Below are 18,975 nucleotides of genomic sequence, written 5' to 3'. Positions count from 1 at the left end.
CTCGCCTTGCCGTACTATTTGTACTGTCTGCGGCTCACCGCCTTGTCCTGATTTTTGTTAATCCACTATAGAATGGCGGTGTAGGAAATCGTCGCGTTGTTTACACTTTTCTACGGCGGACGGCTTTTGTTTTTTCTTGAATGATTCTTAAGCAGCTATCCGCCATTATCAAGAACAGAGCGGCTTCCCCGTGTCTATCGACATTCTGGACAATGCCGGATAGCTGCTCAAACGGGTCTTCAAGCAAAAGCCAAAAGTGTAAACAACGCTGTTGATTTCTACATGTGAGGCTATCTGAAAATATGCCAATCCCGGCTAGCTGCTGCCGCCCCATCTGTAAGGCCGCAGCCAAAATGCGCTACAATGCGCCCACTATCTTGCACAACAGGAATACTCAATGATCTACGGCATAGGCACCGACATCCTGCGTATCGAGCGCATCGAGCAGCTATACGAGAAATACGGCCAGGCATTGGCCGAACGCCTGCTCAGCCGCATCGAACTTTTGGAGTGGCGCTCCGTCGGCAACAAGGTAAACTTTTTGGCCAAGCGGTTTGCCGCCAAAGAAGCCTTTGCCAAAGCCGTGCACACCGGCTTGCGCTCGCCGGTAACGCTGCACCACATTTCCATCGCCCATGACAACCTCGGCCACCCCGAATTCGTGGTGGAGCCGCCCTTGCAGGAGTGGCTGCGCCAACAAGGCATCGGGCGCGTGCATTTGAGCCTGAGCGACGACAACGGCGCGGTGGTGGCCTTTGCCGTGGCCGAAAAAGGGTAGGGCAAGGCAGTTTATAAAAATAATAAAAACAATCACATCAAGTTTTAGCTTCGCAGAAACCCGGCTGTGGCTTCGCGAGACATCGTTTCAGGTAGCCTGCTGCACGGGCTGCCCGCTAAAACCATTTAATCCAAAGCAAATAGAGAAAGGAAACACCATGTTCTATAGCCGAAACGTCGTCAGCAACACCTTGCTATACGAACGCCCCGCCGACAGCATGGACGCCTTCAGCCAAAGCCTGGCCGAAATGCGCACCGCCCAGCGCCGCTTTGCCGCTGCCGGCGTGCAGGCACGTGTGGCCATGCTTGCTGCCTTTGCCGACCGGCTCGAAGCTGAAAAAACCAAGCTTGCCCGCATGATTTGCGAAGAAGTCGGCCGCTGCCTGCGCGAATGCGAAGCCGAGATGGACAAATCCGTTTCCCTCATCCGCTATTATGTGAAACTCGCCCCCCAGCTTCTGCAACACCAAACCATCGCCACCCAGGCCAGCCTCAGCCAAGTGCGCTTCGAGCCTTTAGGCGTGGTGCTGGCCGTGATGCCGTGGAACTACCCCGTGTGGCAGATTATTCGATTTGCCGTACCCGCCTTGTGCTCCGGCAATGCCTGTTTGGTAAAACCCGCGCCCAGCGTGGCCCGTGTAACCGCCGCCTTGTTTGATATTGTTGGCAGCGAATTGCCCTGGCGAGCCACTTGGTTGGCACACGAAGATGTGGAATACGCCATTGCCAAAACCGATGCCTTGGCCTTCACCGGCTCTGCCGACGTCGGCCGCCGCCTGGCCGGCTACGCCGGAAGCCATCTGAAAAAATCCGTAATGGAGCTTGGCGGCAGCAACGCCTTTATCGTGCTTGATGATGCCGATATCGCCCAAGCCGCCGCCGATGCCTGCTATGCCCGCTTCCGCGATGCCGGCCAATCCTGCAACGCCGGCAAACGCATCATCCTTACCAAAGGCATCGCCGCAGAGTTTACCCGCCTCTTCCTCGAACACTGCCGCCGCCTCACCCCCGGCTGTCCGCTCGATCCCGATACTACCCTCGCCCCGCTGCACCGCAAAGACCTGCAGCTGCAAGTGCACGAACAAGTGCAAGATGCGCTCGAACACGGTGCCAAGCTGCTGCTCGGCGGCGAGCTGCCCAACGAAGCCGACACCACCTTCTACCCCGCTACCGTGCTCGACAACATCACTCCCGCTTGCCGCATGTACCGCGAAGAAGTGTTCGGCCCCGCCGTGGGCATTTTCCACGCCCGCGATGCCGCCGATGCCGTGCGTCTGGCCAACGACAACCCGTTCGGGCTCGGCGCCAGCATCTACTCCGCCAATCTCGACAAAGCCTGGGAGCTTGGTCAGCAAATCGAAGCCGGCAGCGTATTCATCAACCGCCACACCAGCAGCGACCTGCGTCTGCCCTTCGGTGGCGTGAAAGACTCCGGCTTCGGGCGAGAGCTCTCCGAATTCGGATTGTATGAATTTGTGAACGTGAAGGCATATTGGCAGAAATAACGCGGCAGAAGGCTACCTGAAAATGTAAATCCGTTTTTCAGGTAGCCTTGTGTCTGCGCAGTAGGTCGGGCATTTATGCCCGACACCAGCCTAGAACATAAAATTCGGCATCCACACCCAAACCACATTTTTTCAGGTAGCCTCCTGCTTTGAGGCTACCTGAAAACCCACTAAGGACACACCATGTCAGTCGGACACTATGAAAATTTTCCCGTCGGCTCGCTGGTTTTACCGCGCCGCCTGCGCCGCCCGGTGCACGCCATCTATGCGTTTGCCCGCACTGCCGACGACATCGCCGACGAAGGCGATTTGCTCAATGAAGAGCGCCTGCGCCAGCTCGATAACCTGCGGGCAGAGCTCGACCGCCTGGCCGCCGGGCAAACCCCGCACAGCGAATTGATGCAGCGGCTCGAGCGCGAAGCCATCCGGCCGTTTAATCTTCCGCTCGAGCCTTTCTACCACTTACTTTCCGCCTTCAGCCAAGACGTGGTGAAAACCCGCTATCAGCACTTCGGCGAGCTGGTGGATTATGCCCGCCGCAGTGCCAATCCGATCGGCAGATTGCTGCTGCACCTCTATGGCCATACCGACCCGCTCAGCCTCGCCCAAAGCGACGGCATCTGCACCGCTCTGCAACTCATCAACTTCTGGCAAGACGTGGCCGTGGATTGGCAAAAAGGCCGCGTTTACTTGCCGCAAGAAGACTTAGGAAAATTCGGCGTGAGCGAAGCGCAAATTGCCGAAGGCCGCGCCGATGCCGCCTTCCAACGCCTGATGGCGCACCAATGCCAACGCGCCCACAAAATGCTCAAGGCCGGCTCCCCGCTAGGCCAAACCTTGCATGGCCGCATCGGCTTCGAGCTGCGCCTGATTATCCTCGGCGGGCAGAGCATTTTGCGCAAGCTGGAGGAAAACCGCTATAACGTCTTCACCCGCCGCCCCGTGCTCGGCGCGAAAGATTGGTGGCTGATGCTGAAACGGGCGTGGTTGAAAAAGTGAACGGCTGTATTCCGCCCAGCCAAAAGGCTACCTGAAAATTTTAGCTTCGCAGAAAATCACGAGCTCGTTCTCAGGTAGCCTTTTTGTTGCGCGGCAATATTGTTAACTTCAAGGATATTCAATTAGCGCATAGGCCGAATGGTTGTGGATGCTTTCGAAGTTTTCGCTTTCCACGCTGAAGCGGTCGATGCGCGGGTCATTTTTCAGTGCCACGGCGATGTCGCGCACCATGTCTTCCACGAATTTTGGGTTTTCGTAGGCGTGTTCGGTAACGTATTTTTCGTCGGGGCGTTTGAGCAGGCCGTAGAGCTGGCAGGAAGCTTTGTTTTCCACCAAATCGATGATTTCTTCAATGGAAACTTCCTGTTTGTGGCAGGTGAGGGTAACGGTAACGTGCGAGCGCTGGTTGTGCGCGCCGTATTGCGAAATTTCCTTGGAGCAGGGGCAGAGGCTGGTAACCGGAGCCAATACTTTGATTTGGTGGCTGTATTCTCCGCTGGCCGACACTTCGCCCTGCCAGGTGACGGCGTAGTCGAGAAATGAGGTGATGCCGCTCACGGGAGCGGCCTTTTTGCGGAAGAAGGGGAAGCTGATATTGATGCGGCCGGCTTGGGCATCGAGCCGCTCGAGCATATCGAGCGTAAGCTGGTGCAGGCTGGTGAAATCGAGCACCAGGTGCTGCCGCTCTTCCATCAGCGCCACAAAGCGCGACATATGCGTGCCTTTTTGCGAGGCGGGCAGGGCAACGGTCATGCCGATGCGGGCGATGGTGTGTTGCACGCCTTCTGCGCTCTGGATTTGCAGCGGGAAGTGCAGGTCTTTGATGCCCACTTGGTTGATGGGCATATTGCGTTGGTCGGGGCTGCTTTGCACGTCGGCAATGGCATTCATCCGTGGTTTCCTTATCTGGTGTGTGTGGCGGTGGATTAAGGGGGCGAAGTATAGCCCTGCCGCCGCCGCGGGGCAATTGTTGGCGCGAGTTTATAGTGTAGATTTATGGCTGCGATTTTGCCGCCCGCCCCGGCGGCGGGTGTTGCTTGCGCTTTTGGTTTATCATATTGCTTTCTCTGCATACTGCCGAGAACATCCTCTTTGCAGCCAGAAACCCCAAACACCCACACATAAGGAGGTGCCCATGTCCCGACCGCAACTAATTAAGCTACACCGTTCCCGCCAACACCGCATACTGGCCGGCGTGATGGGCGGCATTGCCGAATACCTCGGCTGGTCGCTCACGATGACGCGCATCCTGTTCGTCATCATTTCCTGCGCCAGCGTGGCCGTGCCGGGTATTTTAATTTACATTATCTTGTGGTTTATCATGCCGAATGCCACGCTCGATTCCTACCGCTAGTCCGTTTCAGGTAGCCTGCACAATCATTTTGCCCTTTCACGCACGGAAATCCCGATGAAACACACCGCTCTGATTATAACCGCTAGCCTGCTGCTCGCCGCCTGCCAAAGCACCGGCACGGTGGCGAAACACCAAAACGCGGCATTCCATCCCTTAACGCACGGCGAAAACAGCCACGAAGAATTCGCGCGGCACTGCGCCGCCGAACACGGCACATTGGGCGTGGTGCAGGCCGCCGACAACCGAAATGCCTACACGCTGGTTTGCCGCAGTGCCGACGGAACGCTGGACTACGGCTACGGCATCGGACGCAGATAATTCAGGTAGCCTGAACCTCCGCCAGCCGACAACTCACACAAGGACACCCCATGAACATCCTCTTCATCGCCGACCCGTTGGCCACCTTCAAAACCTACAAAGACACCACATACGCCATGATGCGCGAAGCCGCCAAGCGCGGGCACAAACTGCACCACACCCTCGCCGGCGAACTCTCCGTGCAAAAAGGCCAAGTGGTGGCCCAAGCCGCGCCTTTCCAATTTATCGGCGCGAAAGACGACCACGACCACGAATGGTTCAAGCCGCAGGATAAAGTGCAGGCTGCCCTGACCGAGTTCGATGCCGTGATTATGCGCACCGACCCACCGTTCGATATGCAATATCTCTACAGCACCCAACTGCTCACCCTCGCCGAACAGCAGGGCGCCAAAGTGTTCAACAGCGGGCAGGCCATGCGCGATTTCAACGAAAAACTCGCCATTTTGAATTTTTCCCGATTCACCGCGCCCACCCTTGTTTCCACCCGCGCCGCCGACGTGCGCGCCTTTCTAGCCGAACACGGCGACATCATCGTGAAACCGCTCGACGGCATGGGCGGCATGGGCATTTTCCGCCTCACCGGGCGCGATCCGAACATCGGCAGCATCCTCGAAACCCTGATGCGGCTGGATACGCGCACCATCATGGCACAGCGCTACATCCCCGAAATCGTGCATGGCGACAAACGCATCCTCGTGATTGACGGCGAAGTCGTGCCCTTTGCCCTTGCCCGCATTCCGCAGCAGGGCGAAACGCGCGGCAATCTGGCCGCAGGCGGGCGCGGCGTAGCGCAGGAATTGAGCGCGCACGACCGCGAAATCGCCGAAACCCTTGCCCCCGAGCTGAAACGGCGCGGCATTTTGCTGGCCGGTTTGGACGTGATTGGCAGCCATCTCACCGAAGTGAACGTAACCAGCCCCACCGGTTTCCAAGAAATCACCAAGCAAAAAGGCTTCGACGTAGCCGCCCGATTCATCGACGCGGTGGAGCGGAACGCGGCGTAGTTTTCAGGTAGCCTTAGCTGGTTTGGCCAAAGGCTACCTGAAACACCAAAATCCTATCCCCAACACACCCACACAAGGAATCCCCACTATGAAACCCGGCAAACGCGGCCTCGCGCGCCTGATCGCCGCCGCCCAATATTCCCGCGACGGCCTCGCCGCCGCCTACCGTAACGAAGCCGCCTTCCGCCAGCTGGTGTGGCTGCATGCCGTGCTGCTGCCCTTGGCGTTCTGCTTCGATTTCGATACGCCTGTGCGCATGCTGCTGGTGGGTGCATCGTTGCTCTCGCTGATTGTGGAGCTGTTCAACACCGCCATCGAAGCCGTAGTGGACAGGATTTCTGAAGAGTTGCACCCGCTCTCCAAAATCGCCAAAGATGCCGGCTCCGCCGCGCAGCTGGTGGCGCTGCTGCTTGTTAGCGTTTTTTGGCTGATGGCCTTCAACACCCTGTAGCCCAATCCCATTTAATAGAAAGGAAAGCATATGAAACTGAAGCAAATCGTTATTCTCTCCAGCCTGCTCTTGGCCGCTGCAGCCCAGGCAGAAGTGCGCGCAAGCCGGGCTTGGGCGCGGTTTACCGTGCCCGGCATGAATTCCGGCGGCGTGTTTATGCAGCTGGAAAACGGTATCCCTGCCGACGCACTGATCGGCGGCAGCAGCCCCGTGGCCGAAAGCGTGGAAATCCACGAACACGTGATGGCCGGCGGCAATATGCGCATGCAGGCCATGCCGCAAGGCCTGCCGCTGCCCGCCAACGAGCACACCGAGCTCAAACCCGGCGGCTACCACGTGATGCTGATCGGCCTCAAACAGCCCCTTACCGCCGGCAGCCGCTTCCCGCTCACGCTGAAATTCCGCCACGCCCCCGAGCAAACTGTGCAAGTGGAAGTGAAAAGCCCGAGTGATGAAGCGGGCGGCGATCATCACCACCATCATCACCATCACACGCATTAGCCGATAAGGTTTCAGGTAGCCTCTTGGTTGGGATGGAGGCTACCTGAAACCACAACTATTTAATTCAAATCATGAAAGACAACTTCCAGCTCCTCGACGACACCCGGCATATGTTGCAATGGCTTGCTGATGAGCCCTATACAGAAATCCGCAACAATGTCGAAAGCATTCTGCGCGAACAAATGGCCGACAGCCGCCTGCTCGATTTTGCCGTTACCTCCCCGCCCGATTGGCTCACCGTCGGCACCCGCTCCGAAAGCAATCCCGAAGCCGTAACCATAAACCGTACTGCCGTGGCCTTTGAGTTTTGCTTGCACGTGTCCGGCGGCGGCCGCACCCACGAGCTCCGAGGCGTGTATAGCTGGGCGGCCTGGCATCTGGATGGCAGCAGCGGCGAAGCAAACCAGCAAGTCTGGTTCGATATAGGCGGCACGCTGGCTGAGTTCGGCAAAGACGGCGCACTGCTCGAGCGGCTGAACCAAGGGGCAGCGGCATGAGCCGGGTGGATAATCGGATTTGGGTGTTCCAGGGCAGCGGCAGCCGGAATGTGTCGGCCTGCTTTTCCGGTAAAGAAAACGCAGAGCGCTGGATTCGGCAATACGCCCTCAGCGGCCTGCTCACCGCCTATCCGATTGACCAGCCGGTGTATGATTGGGCAGTGCAAAGCCAAATCATCCGCCCTACCAAAGACGAGCAACAAACTGCCCAATTCATCCAAAATTTCAGCAGCGCCCATTTGGAGCACTACCACTACGAAGCGGGCAAAGCAGCCTAAAGGCTACCTGAAAACCGAATCTTCAATGCAGTGGAAACGAGCCACGCGAGTTGCGGAGAAGCTCGGATAGATGCCAACCCATGAATAAAAAACCGCTACTTGCCCTATTCGGTACCATTCTTCTGCTGCTCGGCAGCGGCTATGTTTTTCTGCGGCACAGCAGCAATCCGCCCGGCAGCCTGCCCAACATCGGCAACAGCGTCGGCCTCAGCCCCAGGCAGCAAAGCCTGTTGCAACAGCCCGCCCTACCGCCCGGCAGCGAAATTGCCAAACTCGTTGTGCGCAAAGCCGAGCGCGAAATGGATGCCTACGATGCGCAAGGCAACCTGCTGAAAATCTATCCCATCGCACTCGGCTTTAGCCCGGTTGGCCACAAACAATTTGAAGGCGACGGCAAAACCCCCGAAGGCCGCTACACCATCAACGACCGCAATCCCTACAGCAGCCACCACAAAAACCTCGGCGTTTCCTACCCCAACGCCGCCGACCGCGACCATGCCGCCGCACAAGGTAAAAGCCCCGGCGGCGACATCAAAATCCACGCCCTGCACAACGGCTTAGGCATTATCGGCGCTCAACACATGCGCCGCGATTGGACCCACGGCTGCATTGCTGTAACCGATGGCGAAATCGACGAACTTTACGCCCACGTCAAACCGCAGGCTGAAATTGAGATTTTGCCTTAGCGGGCAGGGCAGTTTGGCATGGCAAAAGGCTACCTGAAAACGATTTACCGTTTTCAGGTAGCCTTTTATGTGGTTCAGTTGTTTCTATTCCCGCTTCTGTGCCACTGCCCATTCATACAGCGCCTTCTTATTCGCCCCGCTGATTTCCGCAGCCAGCGCGGCGGCTTTTTTCGGTGGCAGTTCGGCGGCGAGCAGGCTCATGATGTGCCGCGCCTGGTCGTTTAGTTCGTTGGCAGCTGCGGCTTCGGGCGGGTGCAGCACCAGCACCATCTCGCCGCGCGTCTGGTTGGCATCGGCACGCACGGCAGCCAGCACTTCGGCCACGCTGCCGCTGATGAAGGTTTCAAACGTTTTGCTGATTTCGCGTGCCAGCACCAAATGCCGGTTGGGCAGGATTTCGGCCATTTGGGCGAGTGCCGCCTCGATGCGGTGCGGCGTTTCAAACATTGCCACGGCATAGGGCACTTCGCGCCAACGCTCAAACCATTGCGCCCGTTCGCCCGCTTTGGGCGGCAGAAAGCCGGCAAAATAAAAATCCGACTGCGTTACCCCGGCCACGCTCAAAGCCGCCATCACCGCGCTGGCTCCGGCCACCGGCACCACCTTGAAGCCCGCCTCCCGAACGCCCGAGGCCAGCCGCGCGCCGGGGTCGCACACTGCCGGCGTGCCCGCATCCGATATCTGCGCCACCACCTGCCCGGCGGCGAGCGCGGCGGTGATGGTGTCAGTCATTTGCCGCTCATTGTGTTCGCGCACGCTCACGAGCTTGGCGCGGATGCCGTAGGCCGAGAGCAGCTGCTGGCTCACGCGCGTGTCTTCCGCGCACACCAAGTCTGCCCGCTGTAACACCGCCAGCGCGCGCAACGTGATGTCGGCCAGATTGCCGATGGGCGTTGCCACTACATACAGCGTTTGCGGCTCAATCTGCGCGGCCGCCTTATCCAATATTTTTTGCCACATGGTCTTCGGGTATGATTGCGTTTGAAACGCCGCAAACTATAGCAAATTAAATTCGCTTCCGATACGTCGTAGCGGAAGCCGGGCTGATTTGCGGTATCGCACGAAAGGAAAACCATGCGCCTCAACCATGCTGCCGGCCAAGCTGCCGAAGATACCGCCGCAGGCTACCTGAAACAACAAGGCTGCCGCATCTTGGCGCGCAACTGGCATTGCCGCTATGGCGAAATCGACATCATCGCCGAGCAGGGCGGGGTGTATTTGTTTGTGGAAGTGCGGCAGCGGCGCAGTCAAAGCTTCGGCGGCGCGGCAGCGAGCATCACCCCGGCCAAACTGGCCAAACTCAGCCGCAGCGCCGAAACCTGGCTCCAGCAAAATGCGCCGAATAAACCCTGCCGTATCGATGCCATCTTGATTGAAGGCGACCAGCCGCCGCAATGGTTGCAGAATATCGGCGGGTATTGAGGCGGCATGATGGGCGCAAGGTTACCTGACAAAGGGTTGGTTATTTAGTTTCGCAGTAACCTGCGCTGCTGGTTTGAGCGGTGTTGCAACCAATGTTTTCAGTTAGCCTCTATCCGCCTGCCCATTGCCGGCAATTGTTCAATCCAGCATATGCCGCTACAATAGCTGACGTTCTCATTTACTATTTTCAGGTAGCCTGTTGTGAACCCAGCCGCCCAACGCGTATTACAGCATTTCCAAGAAAGCATTGCCGCCAAACAGCAGTGTGCCGAACAATTGGCCGAGCCGACGGCGCGGGCAGCGGCTTTGCTGTTGGATTCGCTGATGGCCGACGGCAAGATTTTGGTGTGCGGCAACGGCGGTTCGGCAGCCGATGCGCAGCATTTTGCCGCCGAGCTCACCGGCCGTTTTGAAAAAGAACGTATGCCGCTGGGCGCCATCGCGCTCACCACCGATACTTCCGCGCTTACCGCTATCGGCAATGATTATGCCTTTGATCAGATTTTTGCCCGCCAAGTGTCGGCGCTCGGCCGCCCGGGCGATGTGTTGGTGGCGATTTCCACTTCCGGCAATTCCGGCAATGTGCTTGCCGCCATCGAAGCCGCCCGCGAGCAGGGCATGAGCGTAGTGGCACTCACCGGGCGCGACGGCGGCAAAATCGCCGGTGTGCTGGCTGAAGGCGATGTGCTGCTCAACGTGCCGCATCAGCGCACGGCGCGGATTCAGGAAATCCATATTCTGCTGATTCACGCCCTGTGCGATCATATCGATACCGCTTTGTTTGAAGAATAAACGCTTCACCTATTTCCGCTCAAAAGGACAATAAATCATGAAAAAAAGTTTCCGCCTCCTGCTGTTGTGCCTGCTGCCGTTGTCGCTTTCCGGCTGTGTTACTGCGCTGGTGGGCGCTGGCGCATTCGGTGTGATGTCGGCCACCGACCGCCGCAGCACCGGCGCGCAGGCTGACGACCAAGTGATGGAAGTGCGCATCCAAAACACGGCGCTCACTCATCTGCGCAACAACAACACCATGCAGGGCTTTGAGCCGAAGCTTTCTGTGGTGAGCTTCAACCGCCAGGTGCTGTTGATGGGCTTGGTGGCCAGCGAGGCTGATAAGGCATTTGTGGAGCGCGTGGCGCGCTCCCAGCCCAATGCCGAGAAGATTTACAACTATATTCAGGTAGCCACCAGCGCGCGCGGCTTCGGCGAGGTAAGCAACGATTCGTGGGTTACTTCCAAAGTGCGCACCACTTTGCTCGGCACCAAGGGCGTGTCGGCTAATCATGTGAAAGTGGTAACGTATAACGGCGTTACTTATGTAATGGGCATTCTCACGCCTGAAGAACAGGCGCTGGTGAGCAACACCGTGAGCACCACCGCCGGTGTGCAGCAAGTGGTTACGCTGTATGAAACCTTCGTGCCCAGCAATGTGCGCTAATACGCTTATCTTTGAATTGTAAGGAAAGTTCATGACCGGCAAAGAAATGCCTTCTTCTTCTAAAAAGCAGCCGCGCAGCACGTTTAGCCGCATTGTGTGGATCGCTTTTATTGTGGCCTTTATCGTGGTGTTCGCACTGGTGGCCATGGCTTGGCTCACGATGCAAAAATCCGATTCAGTGCGGGGCCCCAGTGATGCTTCCGCACCGCAGCAGGGTGTGGAAATTTGGCAGCCCAACGGTGCATCAGCTGCGGCCGGCCAAACCTACAGCCTGCCGCCGGCTGCCGATATGAATGCCGCTTCCCAAGCATCCGAGCCGGCACAAGATCGCCCCGCTGCGTCGCGTCGCGCCACTCCGGCCACCCCTGCTGGGGAAGAAGTGCCGATTCAGCCGATTGCCCCGCAGCAGGAAACCGAAATCCGACCGATTGAGGTGCCGGTGAAACCAGCGCCGCAACCTCAGCCGCGCCAGTCCGGTGGAGATGGCGGCGGCAATCCGGTGGACAACCTGTTTTAAAACGGAGGCTACCTGAAAGCAAAACTGCAACGCAGTTAAAGCGCCGAGCAGCAAAGCAAAGTTTCAGGTAACCTGTTTATGGCCATGATGTGCGGCAGTGCTTCATGGCCGGTATGAGAGGAGAGAGATAATGAAAGTTTACCGCTTGCTCACCGGCACAGACGATTCCGTGTTCTGCCGCCGCGTAACCGAAGCCCTGCAACAAGGTTGGGAACTGCACGGCAGCCCGACCATGACGCACACCGATAACGGCGTGCGTGTGGGACAGGCGATTGTGAAAGAAGTGGCGCAATACGACCCGAATAAGCCCCTGAGCGAATATTGAGATGCTGCAAACAGTAAAGGCTACCTGAAAACTTTTCAGGTAGCCTTTATCGTGTCTGGGCGGATAATCAGTTACTCTGCACTTGAACCCGGCTCGGAAACTTCGCGGCTACTTGGTTGATGATGCTATGAGTACGGGCACCGCGTTCAACCACCTGTTTCAGCCGTGCCTCGTCCAGCCCCTGCTTTTCTACTTCCTGCAGCACGCTGTGGTATTCGCTAAAGGCGCTGGTGCATTCGGCCAGCAGGGCATCATCTGGAATAGAGTGGCAGCCGCCTCGGTCGGAATTGGCCATAAAACCGGCACTATGCCGAACTGGCATCATCACGGCTTCGGGCACACTACCGAAATCGGTACGCTCATTGAGATGGGTGAGGAAGCGGTTTTCGTTGTTGATAAACACATTGTAGTGCTCGACAAACTCTTTCAGTTTCACGGTTTTGACGGCATCATAGCCGCGCCAGCCCAAAAGGGCGAGGGCCAGGGTGCCGCCGATGAGGATTTTTTTAGCTTTAGGGGACATGGTTTCTCCTTTGGTTGAGGGAAATGAAGAAATAAAGTCTTTGGCTTATGCTAGACTTTACATAAGGAACGAATTTTACATTAGTCACAGTGGAAGTTCCGCAGCTACTACGGCATAGGATGACTTTGCTGCAAGCTTGCTATTGCCTGTGGTTTGTTATCTTGTATGCAACCAATGATGCCGATATGTTTGATATCGGCATTGTATGATTTTGTTTTATATTATTTTAGTGTGTTTTTTGGATAGTCCAAACTACAGTTATGCTGTTTGAAACGACAAAATAAACTGGTTCAAATCTTCTGCCTGTGCCTGATAGCCGTTCGGCACGGAGAGGCGGTAATGGGTTTGCAGGTTGGCAGCGGCGAGGCAACCGTGTTGTTCGTGCACCCACAGCGGCCATAGGGCGCGCATGAAGGGGGGCACTTTTTTTTCTTGTAGCAGGCGGCTGATTTTTTTGCGGCCGTGCGGCAGGGGCAGGGTATCGCTAGGTTGCGGGGTACGCCAGATGCCGCAGTTGGGTTGAGTCAGGTTTTCAGGTAGCCCGTGGGTGGCGGGTTGCCATGCGGGTTGGGCAAGCAGTTTACCGGTGGTCCATTTGGCGGGAACGGGAAATAGGCAGCCGGCGTAGAGGATGGCGCGGCCGTGCGGCAGCGGCCATTGGGCTTGCCGCACGGCGGGGTTGGCGAGGGTGGCGGCGAATTGGCGTACGCTGTCGGCGCGGGGGCTGCCGAGGTGGTGGTGGCGGGCGAAGGTGTGCAGCTGGTGGGTTTGCCGCAAGGGGGAAAGTTGCCGCCACGAGGCTACCTGAAAACGGCCGTCGGCATCATATAGGCTGTGGTGTTCGGCTTGGCTGTAGTCTTCCAATAGCGCCAAGTCGTGTTGCAGGCGGCCGACAGTGGCGAGCAGTTGGCGGGTGAGGTGAGGCACGTGTTTTTGCCACGGGGGCAGGCCTTCGCGGCGTAGCCAGTTGCGCAGTAGGGCGGTGTCGGCGTTGCTGCTGTCTTCCACCCATGTCAGCTGGTGTTCTTGGGCGTAGGCGAGCAGCTCGGCGCGGGGAATGGCTAAGAGGGGGCGCCACAGACTGACGCTTTCGTTTAGTGCCCGCAGGGCTGGCATGGCGGAAAGCGCGCGCAGCCCGCCGCCGCGCAGGGTGGCCAGCAGTAGGGTTTCGGTCTGGTCGTCGGCATGGTGGGCGAGTGCGACGGCATCGGCGGTGCTTTGGGCGAAGCAGCGGTAGCGTTCGGCACGGGCGGCGGCTTCCAGCCCTAAGCGGCCAAATTCTACCTGCACACGTTCTATACGCAGCGGTACTTGCCATTGGGCGCACAGCTCGCGGCAAAATTCTGCCCATTGGTCGGCGGGGGTATCGAGGCCGTGGTGGACGTGCACCGCACTCAACTCCAGCGGCAATTCGTTGCGCAGGCTGCATAACAGGTGCAGCAAAACCACGGAATCGAGCCCGCCGCTGAAACCGACTTCCACGGCAAAACGGCCGGCGTTTGGCGCCGGCCATTGTTGGGCAAGGTGTTGCTGCAGGGGGTTATTTGTCGGTGAATTTTCCATAAGCCATGATGCGGTCGAAGCGTTTGGCCAGCAGCTGCTCCACTGGCTGGTGTTCCAAATCGGCCAGCTGCTGGCGGATGGTTTTGCGCACGTTGTTCATCACGGTTTCGTAATCGCGGTGTGCACCGCCCAAGGGCTCGGCGATGATTTGGTCGATCAGCTCGAGGCTCTTCAGTCGCTTGGCGGTGATGCCTAGGGCTTGCGCGGCATCGGCGGCTTTTTCGGCGGTTTTCCACAGAATGGAAGCGCAGCCTTCAGGCGAAATCACGGAATAGGTGGCGTATTGCAGCATGTTCACGGCATCGCCCACGGCAATGGCCAACGCACCGCCGGAGCCGCCTTCGCCAATTACGGTGCAGATAACCGGCACGCGTAAGCGGGTGAGTTCATACAGATTACGGCCGATGGCTTCGGATTGGCCGCGCTCTTCGGCGCCGATGCCGGGATAGGCACCGGGGGTGTCGATAAAGGTGAGCACGGGCAGGCCGAATTTTTCGGCAGTGCGCATCAGGCGCAGGGCTTTGCGGTAGCCTTCAGGGCGGGGCATGCCGAAATTACGGCGGATTTTGGCCTTGGTGTCGCGGCCTTTTTGGTGGCCGATAACCACTACACTCTGGCCTTCAAATTTGGCCAATCCGCCCACGATGGCATAGTCGTCGGCATAGTGGCGGTCGCCGTGCAGCTCTTCAAAATCGGTGCACAGCGCCTCGATGTAGTCGAGGGTGTAGGGACGCTGCGGATGGCGCGAAACCTGCATAATTTGCGCGGGGGTGAGCTTGGCAAAGATGCTTTTGGTGAGCTCGTTACTTTTCTTTTGCAGGCGTTCGATTTCTTCGGAAATATCCAATACCGAGTCGTTTTGCACGAAGCGCAGCTCTTCTATTTTCTGCACCAGTTCGGCAATGGGCTGTTCGAAATCGAGAAAAATCTGTTTCATGTGTCTGTTTCCTTGTTGTGGCTGCACCGATTGACGGAGGCAGCCCAAGCTAAGCACGCTTAGGGAGGCTAAAACACTTTATTTCCTACGGCATGGGTTCTGCTGTGCAGAAAAAATGTGCTTTATCTATAGCTGTAGCGTGGAGACGGTTTCTTAACATTACTTTGCGGTCTGAACCGCTGCAATGATACGCTAAGATGCGCAGTTTGTGCAGCTGTTGCTGCTGATTTTTCGTGGGTCAGGTTGGTTTCAGGTAGCCTTTAAAGTAGCTAACTGTTTTGTTGTATTGGGGCTTTTGCTAATTTTTGTTATGTTTATAAATGGAGGCAGCTAGTTTTAGTGGTGCAGCAACTCGGCTTTCTTTGGAAACCTAGTTTTTCTTTCTAAGCTGTGCTTTCAGGTAGCCTGTTGGTGGATGTTGCGAATAGGGCAGCTGCTAAATAATGCTACAGGCTACCTGAAAACCATTAGCTTGATTTTCAGGTAGCCTGACTGGGCGGAACTATTTGCTGTCGTTATTGCCTCGGCGGGAGAATTGAATGCCGAGCTGTTTGAGCTTGCGGTACAGATGGGTACGCTCAAGGCCGACTTTCTGCGCCACTTTGCTCATGTTGTGCCCTTCCTGGGCAATGTGGTATTCGAAATAGCGGCGTTCCAAGTCTTCGCGTAATTCGCGCAGGGGTAGGTCGAAGTTGAAGCCGCCCACCAGTTCGGAGGGTTGGTTGAGCGTAAACTGGCTGAGCACGGTCTGCACGTTTTCCAAACCGATTTCTTTGCTATCTGTGGTGAGTACGATGCTTTTTACCACGCTACGCAGCTGCTCGAAGTTGCCCGGCCAGTCGTATTGGCGTAGGGCGTTCAGGGCAGCAGTGTTGAATTTGACGGCGGTTTTACGGCTCTCGGAAAACTCCTGAATCAGCTGCTCTACCAAGAAAACAATGTCTTCCGGCTGGTTGCGCAAGGGCGGGATGCTGACCATGATGGCCGAGAGGTTGTTGAGCAGGCGGCTGTCGTAGTCGGGGCTGGTGATCAGCTCTTGTATCGGCTGGCTGCAGGCGCAGACGATACGCACGTTGTAGCGGTCGGCCTTGCCTAAGAGGAAGAGGATGCCTTGCTGGATACTTTTGCCGTATTGGGCGATGTCGCCCAGATAGAGCACGCCGTTGCTGGCTTTTTGCAGCAACTCGATGGGGCTGCCGCTGATTTGTTCAATTTTGCCGGGCTCCACCCAGGGGGAGTTGCTGGTTTGGAAGTAGTGCGCCACCAGTTCAAACGGTGAACCGGGCTCGCCGGAGAGCAGCACAGGGGCTTGGGTGCGGGCAGCGCGTTCGAGCTGCTGGTTGAGCTGCTTCACGGCTTCGCTGGTGCCGAGCTTATCCAGCGACATGGTGGAGGAAGCCTGCATGGCGCTGTGCTTGAAGGCGCGTTCTACGGCAGCCAAAAGCTTTTGCAGGGCGATGGGTTTTTCTAAGAAATCCAGCGCACCGATTTTGGTGGCTTCCACGGCAGTGTCGATGCTGGCGTGGCCGCTCATCATCACCACAGGCATATTGAGCTGGCCGGATTTGGCCCACTCTTTGAGCAGGGTAATGCCGTCGCAATCAGGCATCCAAATATCCAGCAACACCATGGTGGGGCGGGTTTGGTTTCGAAGTTGGCGGGCTTCTTCGGCATTTTCGGCCAGGGTAACTGAATAGCCTTCGTCTTGCAGGATTTCCGACAGCAAATCGCGGATGCCCACTTCATCATCTACAATCAAAATATCACTGCTGCGCATCGTTTTCCATCAGTAGGGGTAAAGTAATTTTCACACAAGCCCCGCCTTCCGGGCGGTTGGCCAGCGATATGCGGCCTTTGTGCTCTTCAATAATTTTTTTCACCACCGGCAAGCCCAAACCGGTGCCGCTGGGTTTGTCGGTAACATAGGGGTCGAAGGCATGGAGAAGCATGTCTTCGCTGAAACTTTTGCCGTTATTGCAAATGGTTAGCAGCACTTTCTCATTTTGCACTGCTGTTTGGAGCAACACTTTTGGCTGTTCGTCTGCAGCGGCGGCTTCGGCACCGTTTTTCAAAATATTGTGCAACACCTGGCGCATGGCGCCGGCATCGGCTTCGACCACGGCTTCTATATTACTGAAATCCGCTTCAAATGTACAATTTGAGCCCTCATACAACACCAACAGCTCGGCAGCCAAAACGTTTAAATCGATACGTTCCAGTTTGAGTTTCGGTGCTTTGGCGTAGTTGCGGAAGGCTTCAACCATGTCTTTCATGGCGGCCACCTGGTTGACGATGGTGTCGGTGGCGCGCTCAAGCATAGCGGCGTCTTTGTCGTCCAGCTTGCCGTCGAGCTTCCAGGCCAGGCGTTCGGCGGAAAGCTGGATGGGGGTGAGCGGATTGCGGATTTCGTGCGCCAGGCGTTGAGCCACTTCGCCCCATGCGGCTTCTTTCTGTGCCTGCACCAGCGCGGTTACGTCATCGAATACCAATACGGTGCCGGCTCCGTTGTCTTCGGGCAGACGGGTGGCCTTGCCTAGCAGGATGCGGGATTCATCGGGTGCAGCATAGGTGAGCTGCACGGGTTTGTCGCTATCAATGGTGGAAAGGATGGCAAGCAGCACTTGGGCGGCCAGCGCCTCGGCCACGCCGAGTTTATGCCATTCGTGCACGATGGTTTCTCGGCAGGCGGCCAAGTCGAGCATGAGAATATGCCCGGCACTGCTATTACAGGCTTTCAGGTAGCCTTGGTCGTCGAGCGTAACTACGCCGCTGGTGAGGCTGGAGAGCACGCATTCGAGGTAGTGACGGGCAGCCTCCTGGCGGATATGGGAGGCGTTGAGCTCGGCGGTCATGTGGTTGAACAGGGTGGTGAGGCGGCCGAGCTCGTCGTTACGGTACACGGCCAGCTGCTGCGAATAATTGCCCTGTGCCACGGAGCGTGCACCGGCGGCCAAGGAGAGAATCGGCGCGGTGAAGCGTTGGGCGAAAAACAGGGCAATCACCAGTGCGAGCAGAATAGCCAGCAGGGTGGCCATCAAGAGGGTGAACAGGAAGAAGGTTTGCAAGCCTTGCTTAGCATAGCTGATTTCGGCGTAGCGGGCGCGGGCGGCTTCAATCAGGGTAACGTCGTCGGCCACTTGTTTCTGCACCGGCTGGCGGAAGAACAAAATATAGTGTTGGCCGTGCAACTCGGGCAGGACGAGCCAGCCTTGGGCGTAGAGCGTGTGGCCGACGTTGGCCACGCTGCGGGCACTACCGGTGGTTTTCACCTGTTCGAGAATATCGCGTGTGAGCTCGGGTGGCGGCAATTTGTCGGCATCAGGCTGGCGGTATTCGGCGGCAGGGCTTAAGGTTTTGCTGTCGTAGAGCGCGAGTTGGTCGAAGTCGCTGTTAGCAGAAAGCTGCCCCAGAGCCTGCTTTGCATCTTGCTGCAACGACATTTCGCCGATTAAGGCTACCTGAACGGCGGCAGCCTTGCGCACCGAGGTATCCAGCGCCAAATCCAGCGCAGATTTGCTTAGATTCAGGCTGCGTTCCAGCGCTTGTTCGGTTTCGTTGCCAAACCAGGAGTCGATACTGTGTGAAATAAATTGGGCCGACACGCCGAATAAGAACAGGCCGGGCAGGATGGCCACCAGCATGAACATTTTGGCCAGGCGCAGGGCGGTTTGCGAGCCGAACACCCGTCTGCGCCGGTCGAGCCAGAGTTTCCAGAGTTGGGAGATGAGGATGGTGAGCAGAATGCCTAAGAGGGCGGCGCTGAAGGTGAGAATCCACCAAAAATACTGCGCCAGCTTGCTGGCGTGGCCGGTAGCGAGCGCCAGCACATACAGAGCGAGCATGCCCAGAACAGCGATGAAGGTGAGCAGACGGCGCATGG

General features: G+C 57.3%; 23 protein-coding genes. 16 read left to right on the top strand and 7 right to left on the bottom strand.

Annotated features, from left to right (window positions below; genetic code table 11):
- Positions 1 to 397 precede the first annotated feature (397 nt).
- The 3 genes from acpS (at position 398) to hpnC (ending at position 3,281) form a co-directional block, all read left to right on the top strand.
- Positions 398 to 778: a holo-ACP synthase gene (gene acpS / locus ACO6EE_RS06675; RefSeq protein ID WP_485960123.1), complete on the top strand. Its 381-nt coding sequence runs from the start codon at positions 398 to 400 to the stop codon at positions 776 to 778.
- Between the two features lie 157 nt (positions 779 to 935).
- Positions 936 to 2,282 carry an aldehyde dehydrogenase family protein gene (locus tag ACO6EE_RS06670; protein WP_023886905.1) on the top strand — a complete coding sequence of 449 codons (1,347 nt, stop codon included), beginning with the start codon at positions 936 to 938 and terminating at the stop codon, positions 2,280 to 2,282.
- Between the two features lie 183 nt (positions 2,283 to 2,465).
- Positions 2,466 to 3,281 carry a squalene synthase HpnC gene (gene hpnC / locus ACO6EE_RS06665; protein WP_485960121.1) on the top strand — a complete coding sequence of 272 codons (816 nt, stop codon included), beginning with the start codon at positions 2,466 to 2,468 and terminating at the stop codon, positions 3,279 to 3,281.
- A 108-nt stretch (positions 3,282 to 3,389) separates the two neighbouring features.
- Here the strand turns inward: hpnC and folE2 are convergent, their stop codons facing one another.
- Positions 3,390 to 4,172 carry a GTP cyclohydrolase FolE2 gene (gene folE2 / locus ACO6EE_RS06660; RefSeq protein WP_070746562.1) on the bottom strand — a complete coding sequence of 261 codons (783 nt, stop codon included), beginning with the start codon at positions 4,170 to 4,172 and terminating at the stop codon, positions 3,390 to 3,392.
- A 244-nt stretch (positions 4,173 to 4,416) separates the two neighbouring features.
- Between folE2 and ACO6EE_RS06655 the strand changes: the two genes are divergently transcribed.
- The 8 genes from ACO6EE_RS06655 (at position 4,417) to ACO6EE_RS06620 (ending at position 8,370) form a co-directional block, all read left to right on the top strand.
- Positions 4,417 to 4,635: a PspC domain-containing protein gene (locus ACO6EE_RS06655; protein ID WP_485960119.1), complete on the top strand. Its 219-nt coding sequence runs from the start codon at positions 4,417 to 4,419 to the stop codon at positions 4,633 to 4,635.
- A 54-nt stretch (positions 4,636 to 4,689) separates the two neighbouring features.
- Entirely contained in the window at positions 4,690 to 4,953 is a 264-nt protein-coding gene (locus ACO6EE_RS06650) for a hypothetical protein (RefSeq protein ID WP_485960118.1), read from the top strand.
- A 50-nt stretch (positions 4,954 to 5,003) separates the two neighbouring features.
- Positions 5,004 to 5,957, top strand: a complete 954-nt coding sequence (gshB, locus tag ACO6EE_RS06645; RefSeq protein ID WP_485960117.1) for a glutathione synthase — start codon at positions 5,004 to 5,006, stop codon at positions 5,955 to 5,957.
- Positions 5,958 to 6,045: 88 nt separating this feature from the next.
- Positions 6,046 to 6,408, top strand: coding sequence for a diacylglycerol kinase (locus ACO6EE_RS06640; protein WP_485960115.1), 363 nt, complete (start codon positions 6,046 to 6,048; stop codon positions 6,406 to 6,408).
- A gap of 30 nt (positions 6,409 to 6,438) precedes the next feature.
- Positions 6,439 to 6,909, top strand: coding sequence for a copper chaperone PCu(A)C (locus tag ACO6EE_RS06635; RefSeq protein ID WP_485960113.1), 471 nt, complete (start codon positions 6,439 to 6,441; stop codon positions 6,907 to 6,909).
- 71 nt (positions 6,910 to 6,980) lie between these two features.
- Positions 6,981 to 7,406, top strand: coding sequence for a hypothetical protein (locus tag ACO6EE_RS06630; protein WP_485960112.1), 426 nt, complete (start codon positions 6,981 to 6,983; stop codon positions 7,404 to 7,406).
- Positions 7,403 to 7,684 (top strand): DUF7710 domain-containing protein, encoded by a 282-nt coding sequence (locus tag ACO6EE_RS06625; RefSeq protein WP_485960111.1) that lies wholly within the window; start codon positions 7,403 to 7,405, stop codon positions 7,682 to 7,684. Before ACO6EE_RS06630 ends, ACO6EE_RS06625 begins: the two co-directional genes overlap by 4 nt.
- An 80-nt stretch (positions 7,685 to 7,764) precedes the next feature.
- Positions 7,765 to 8,370 carry a L,D-transpeptidase family protein gene (locus tag ACO6EE_RS06620; RefSeq protein ID WP_485960109.1) on the top strand — a complete coding sequence of 202 codons (606 nt, stop codon included), beginning with the start codon at positions 7,765 to 7,767 and terminating at the stop codon, positions 8,368 to 8,370.
- 84 nt (positions 8,371 to 8,454) lie between these two features.
- On the opposite strand, the gene rsmI is transcribed toward ACO6EE_RS06620, so the two are convergent.
- Complete coding sequence (gene rsmI / locus ACO6EE_RS06615) at positions 8,455 to 9,330, bottom strand: 16S rRNA (cytidine(1402)-2'-O)-methyltransferase (RefSeq protein ID WP_485960108.1); 876 nt, start codon at positions 9,328 to 9,330, stop codon at positions 8,455 to 8,457.
- A gap of 114 nt (positions 9,331 to 9,444) precedes the next feature.
- Between rsmI and ACO6EE_RS06610 the strand changes: the two genes are divergently transcribed.
- From ACO6EE_RS06610 to ACO6EE_RS06590, 5 genes are all read left to right on the top strand, one after another.
- Positions 9,445 to 9,792, top strand: a complete 348-nt coding sequence (locus tag ACO6EE_RS06610; RefSeq protein WP_485960107.1) for a YraN family protein — start codon at positions 9,445 to 9,447, stop codon at positions 9,790 to 9,792.
- 201 nt (positions 9,793 to 9,993) lie between these two features.
- The gene (locus ACO6EE_RS06605) at positions 9,994 to 10,584 is read left to right on the top strand and encodes a phosphoheptose isomerase (protein ID WP_064089592.1); all 591 of its coding nucleotides are present in this window, start codon (positions 9,994 to 9,996) and stop codon (positions 10,582 to 10,584) included.
- 37 nt (positions 10,585 to 10,621) lie between these two features.
- Positions 10,622 to 11,230 (top strand): BON domain-containing protein, encoded by a 609-nt coding sequence (locus ACO6EE_RS06600; RefSeq protein ID WP_153715007.1) that lies wholly within the window; start codon positions 10,622 to 10,624, stop codon positions 11,228 to 11,230.
- Between the two features lie 31 nt (positions 11,231 to 11,261).
- Entirely contained in the window at positions 11,262 to 11,747 is a 486-nt protein-coding gene (locus tag ACO6EE_RS06595) for a hypothetical protein (protein WP_485960105.1), read from the top strand.
- A 130-nt stretch (positions 11,748 to 11,877) separates the two neighbouring features.
- Positions 11,878 to 12,072, top strand: a complete 195-nt coding sequence (locus tag ACO6EE_RS06590) for a DUF1737 domain-containing protein (RefSeq protein WP_153708725.1) — start codon at positions 11,878 to 11,880, stop codon at positions 12,070 to 12,072.
- 67 nt (positions 12,073 to 12,139) lie between these two features.
- Here ACO6EE_RS06590 and ACO6EE_RS06585 read toward each other — a convergent pair whose 3' ends face one another.
- From ACO6EE_RS06585 to ACO6EE_RS06565, 5 genes are all read right to left on the bottom strand, one after another.
- The gene (locus ACO6EE_RS06585) at positions 12,140 to 12,595 is read right to left on the bottom strand and encodes an SH2 domain-containing protein (RefSeq protein ID WP_485960103.1); all 456 of its coding nucleotides are present in this window, start codon (positions 12,593 to 12,595) and stop codon (positions 12,140 to 12,142) included.
- 258 nt (positions 12,596 to 12,853) lie between these two features.
- Positions 12,854 to 14,158, bottom strand: coding sequence for a tRNA lysidine(34) synthetase TilS (gene tilS, locus ACO6EE_RS06580; RefSeq protein ID WP_485960101.1), 1,305 nt, complete (start codon positions 14,156 to 14,158; stop codon positions 12,854 to 12,856).
- Positions 14,136 to 15,095 carry an acetyl-CoA carboxylase carboxyltransferase subunit alpha gene (locus ACO6EE_RS06575; protein WP_485960100.1) on the bottom strand — a complete coding sequence of 320 codons (960 nt, stop codon included), beginning with the start codon at positions 15,093 to 15,095 and terminating at the stop codon, positions 14,136 to 14,138. The genes tilS and ACO6EE_RS06575 overlap by 23 nt, the downstream gene beginning before the upstream one ends.
- A gap of 502 nt (positions 15,096 to 15,597) precedes the next feature.
- Positions 15,598 to 16,872 carry a sigma-54-dependent transcriptional regulator gene (locus tag ACO6EE_RS06570; protein WP_485960098.1) on the bottom strand — a complete coding sequence of 425 codons (1,275 nt, stop codon included), beginning with the start codon at positions 16,870 to 16,872 and terminating at the stop codon, positions 15,598 to 15,600.
- Positions 16,859 to 18,973 carry a sensor histidine kinase gene (locus ACO6EE_RS06565; protein ID WP_485960097.1) on the bottom strand — a complete coding sequence of 705 codons (2,115 nt, stop codon included), beginning with the start codon at positions 18,971 to 18,973 and terminating at the stop codon, positions 16,859 to 16,861. The genes ACO6EE_RS06570 and ACO6EE_RS06565 overlap by 14 nt, the downstream gene beginning before the upstream one ends.
- Positions 18,974 to 18,975 lie beyond the last annotated feature (2 nt).

The organism is Eikenella sp. (assembly GCF_057315495.1).
Note: the sequence above shows the minus strand (reverse complement) of the source record. Positions and strands in the feature narration are given on the sequence as shown.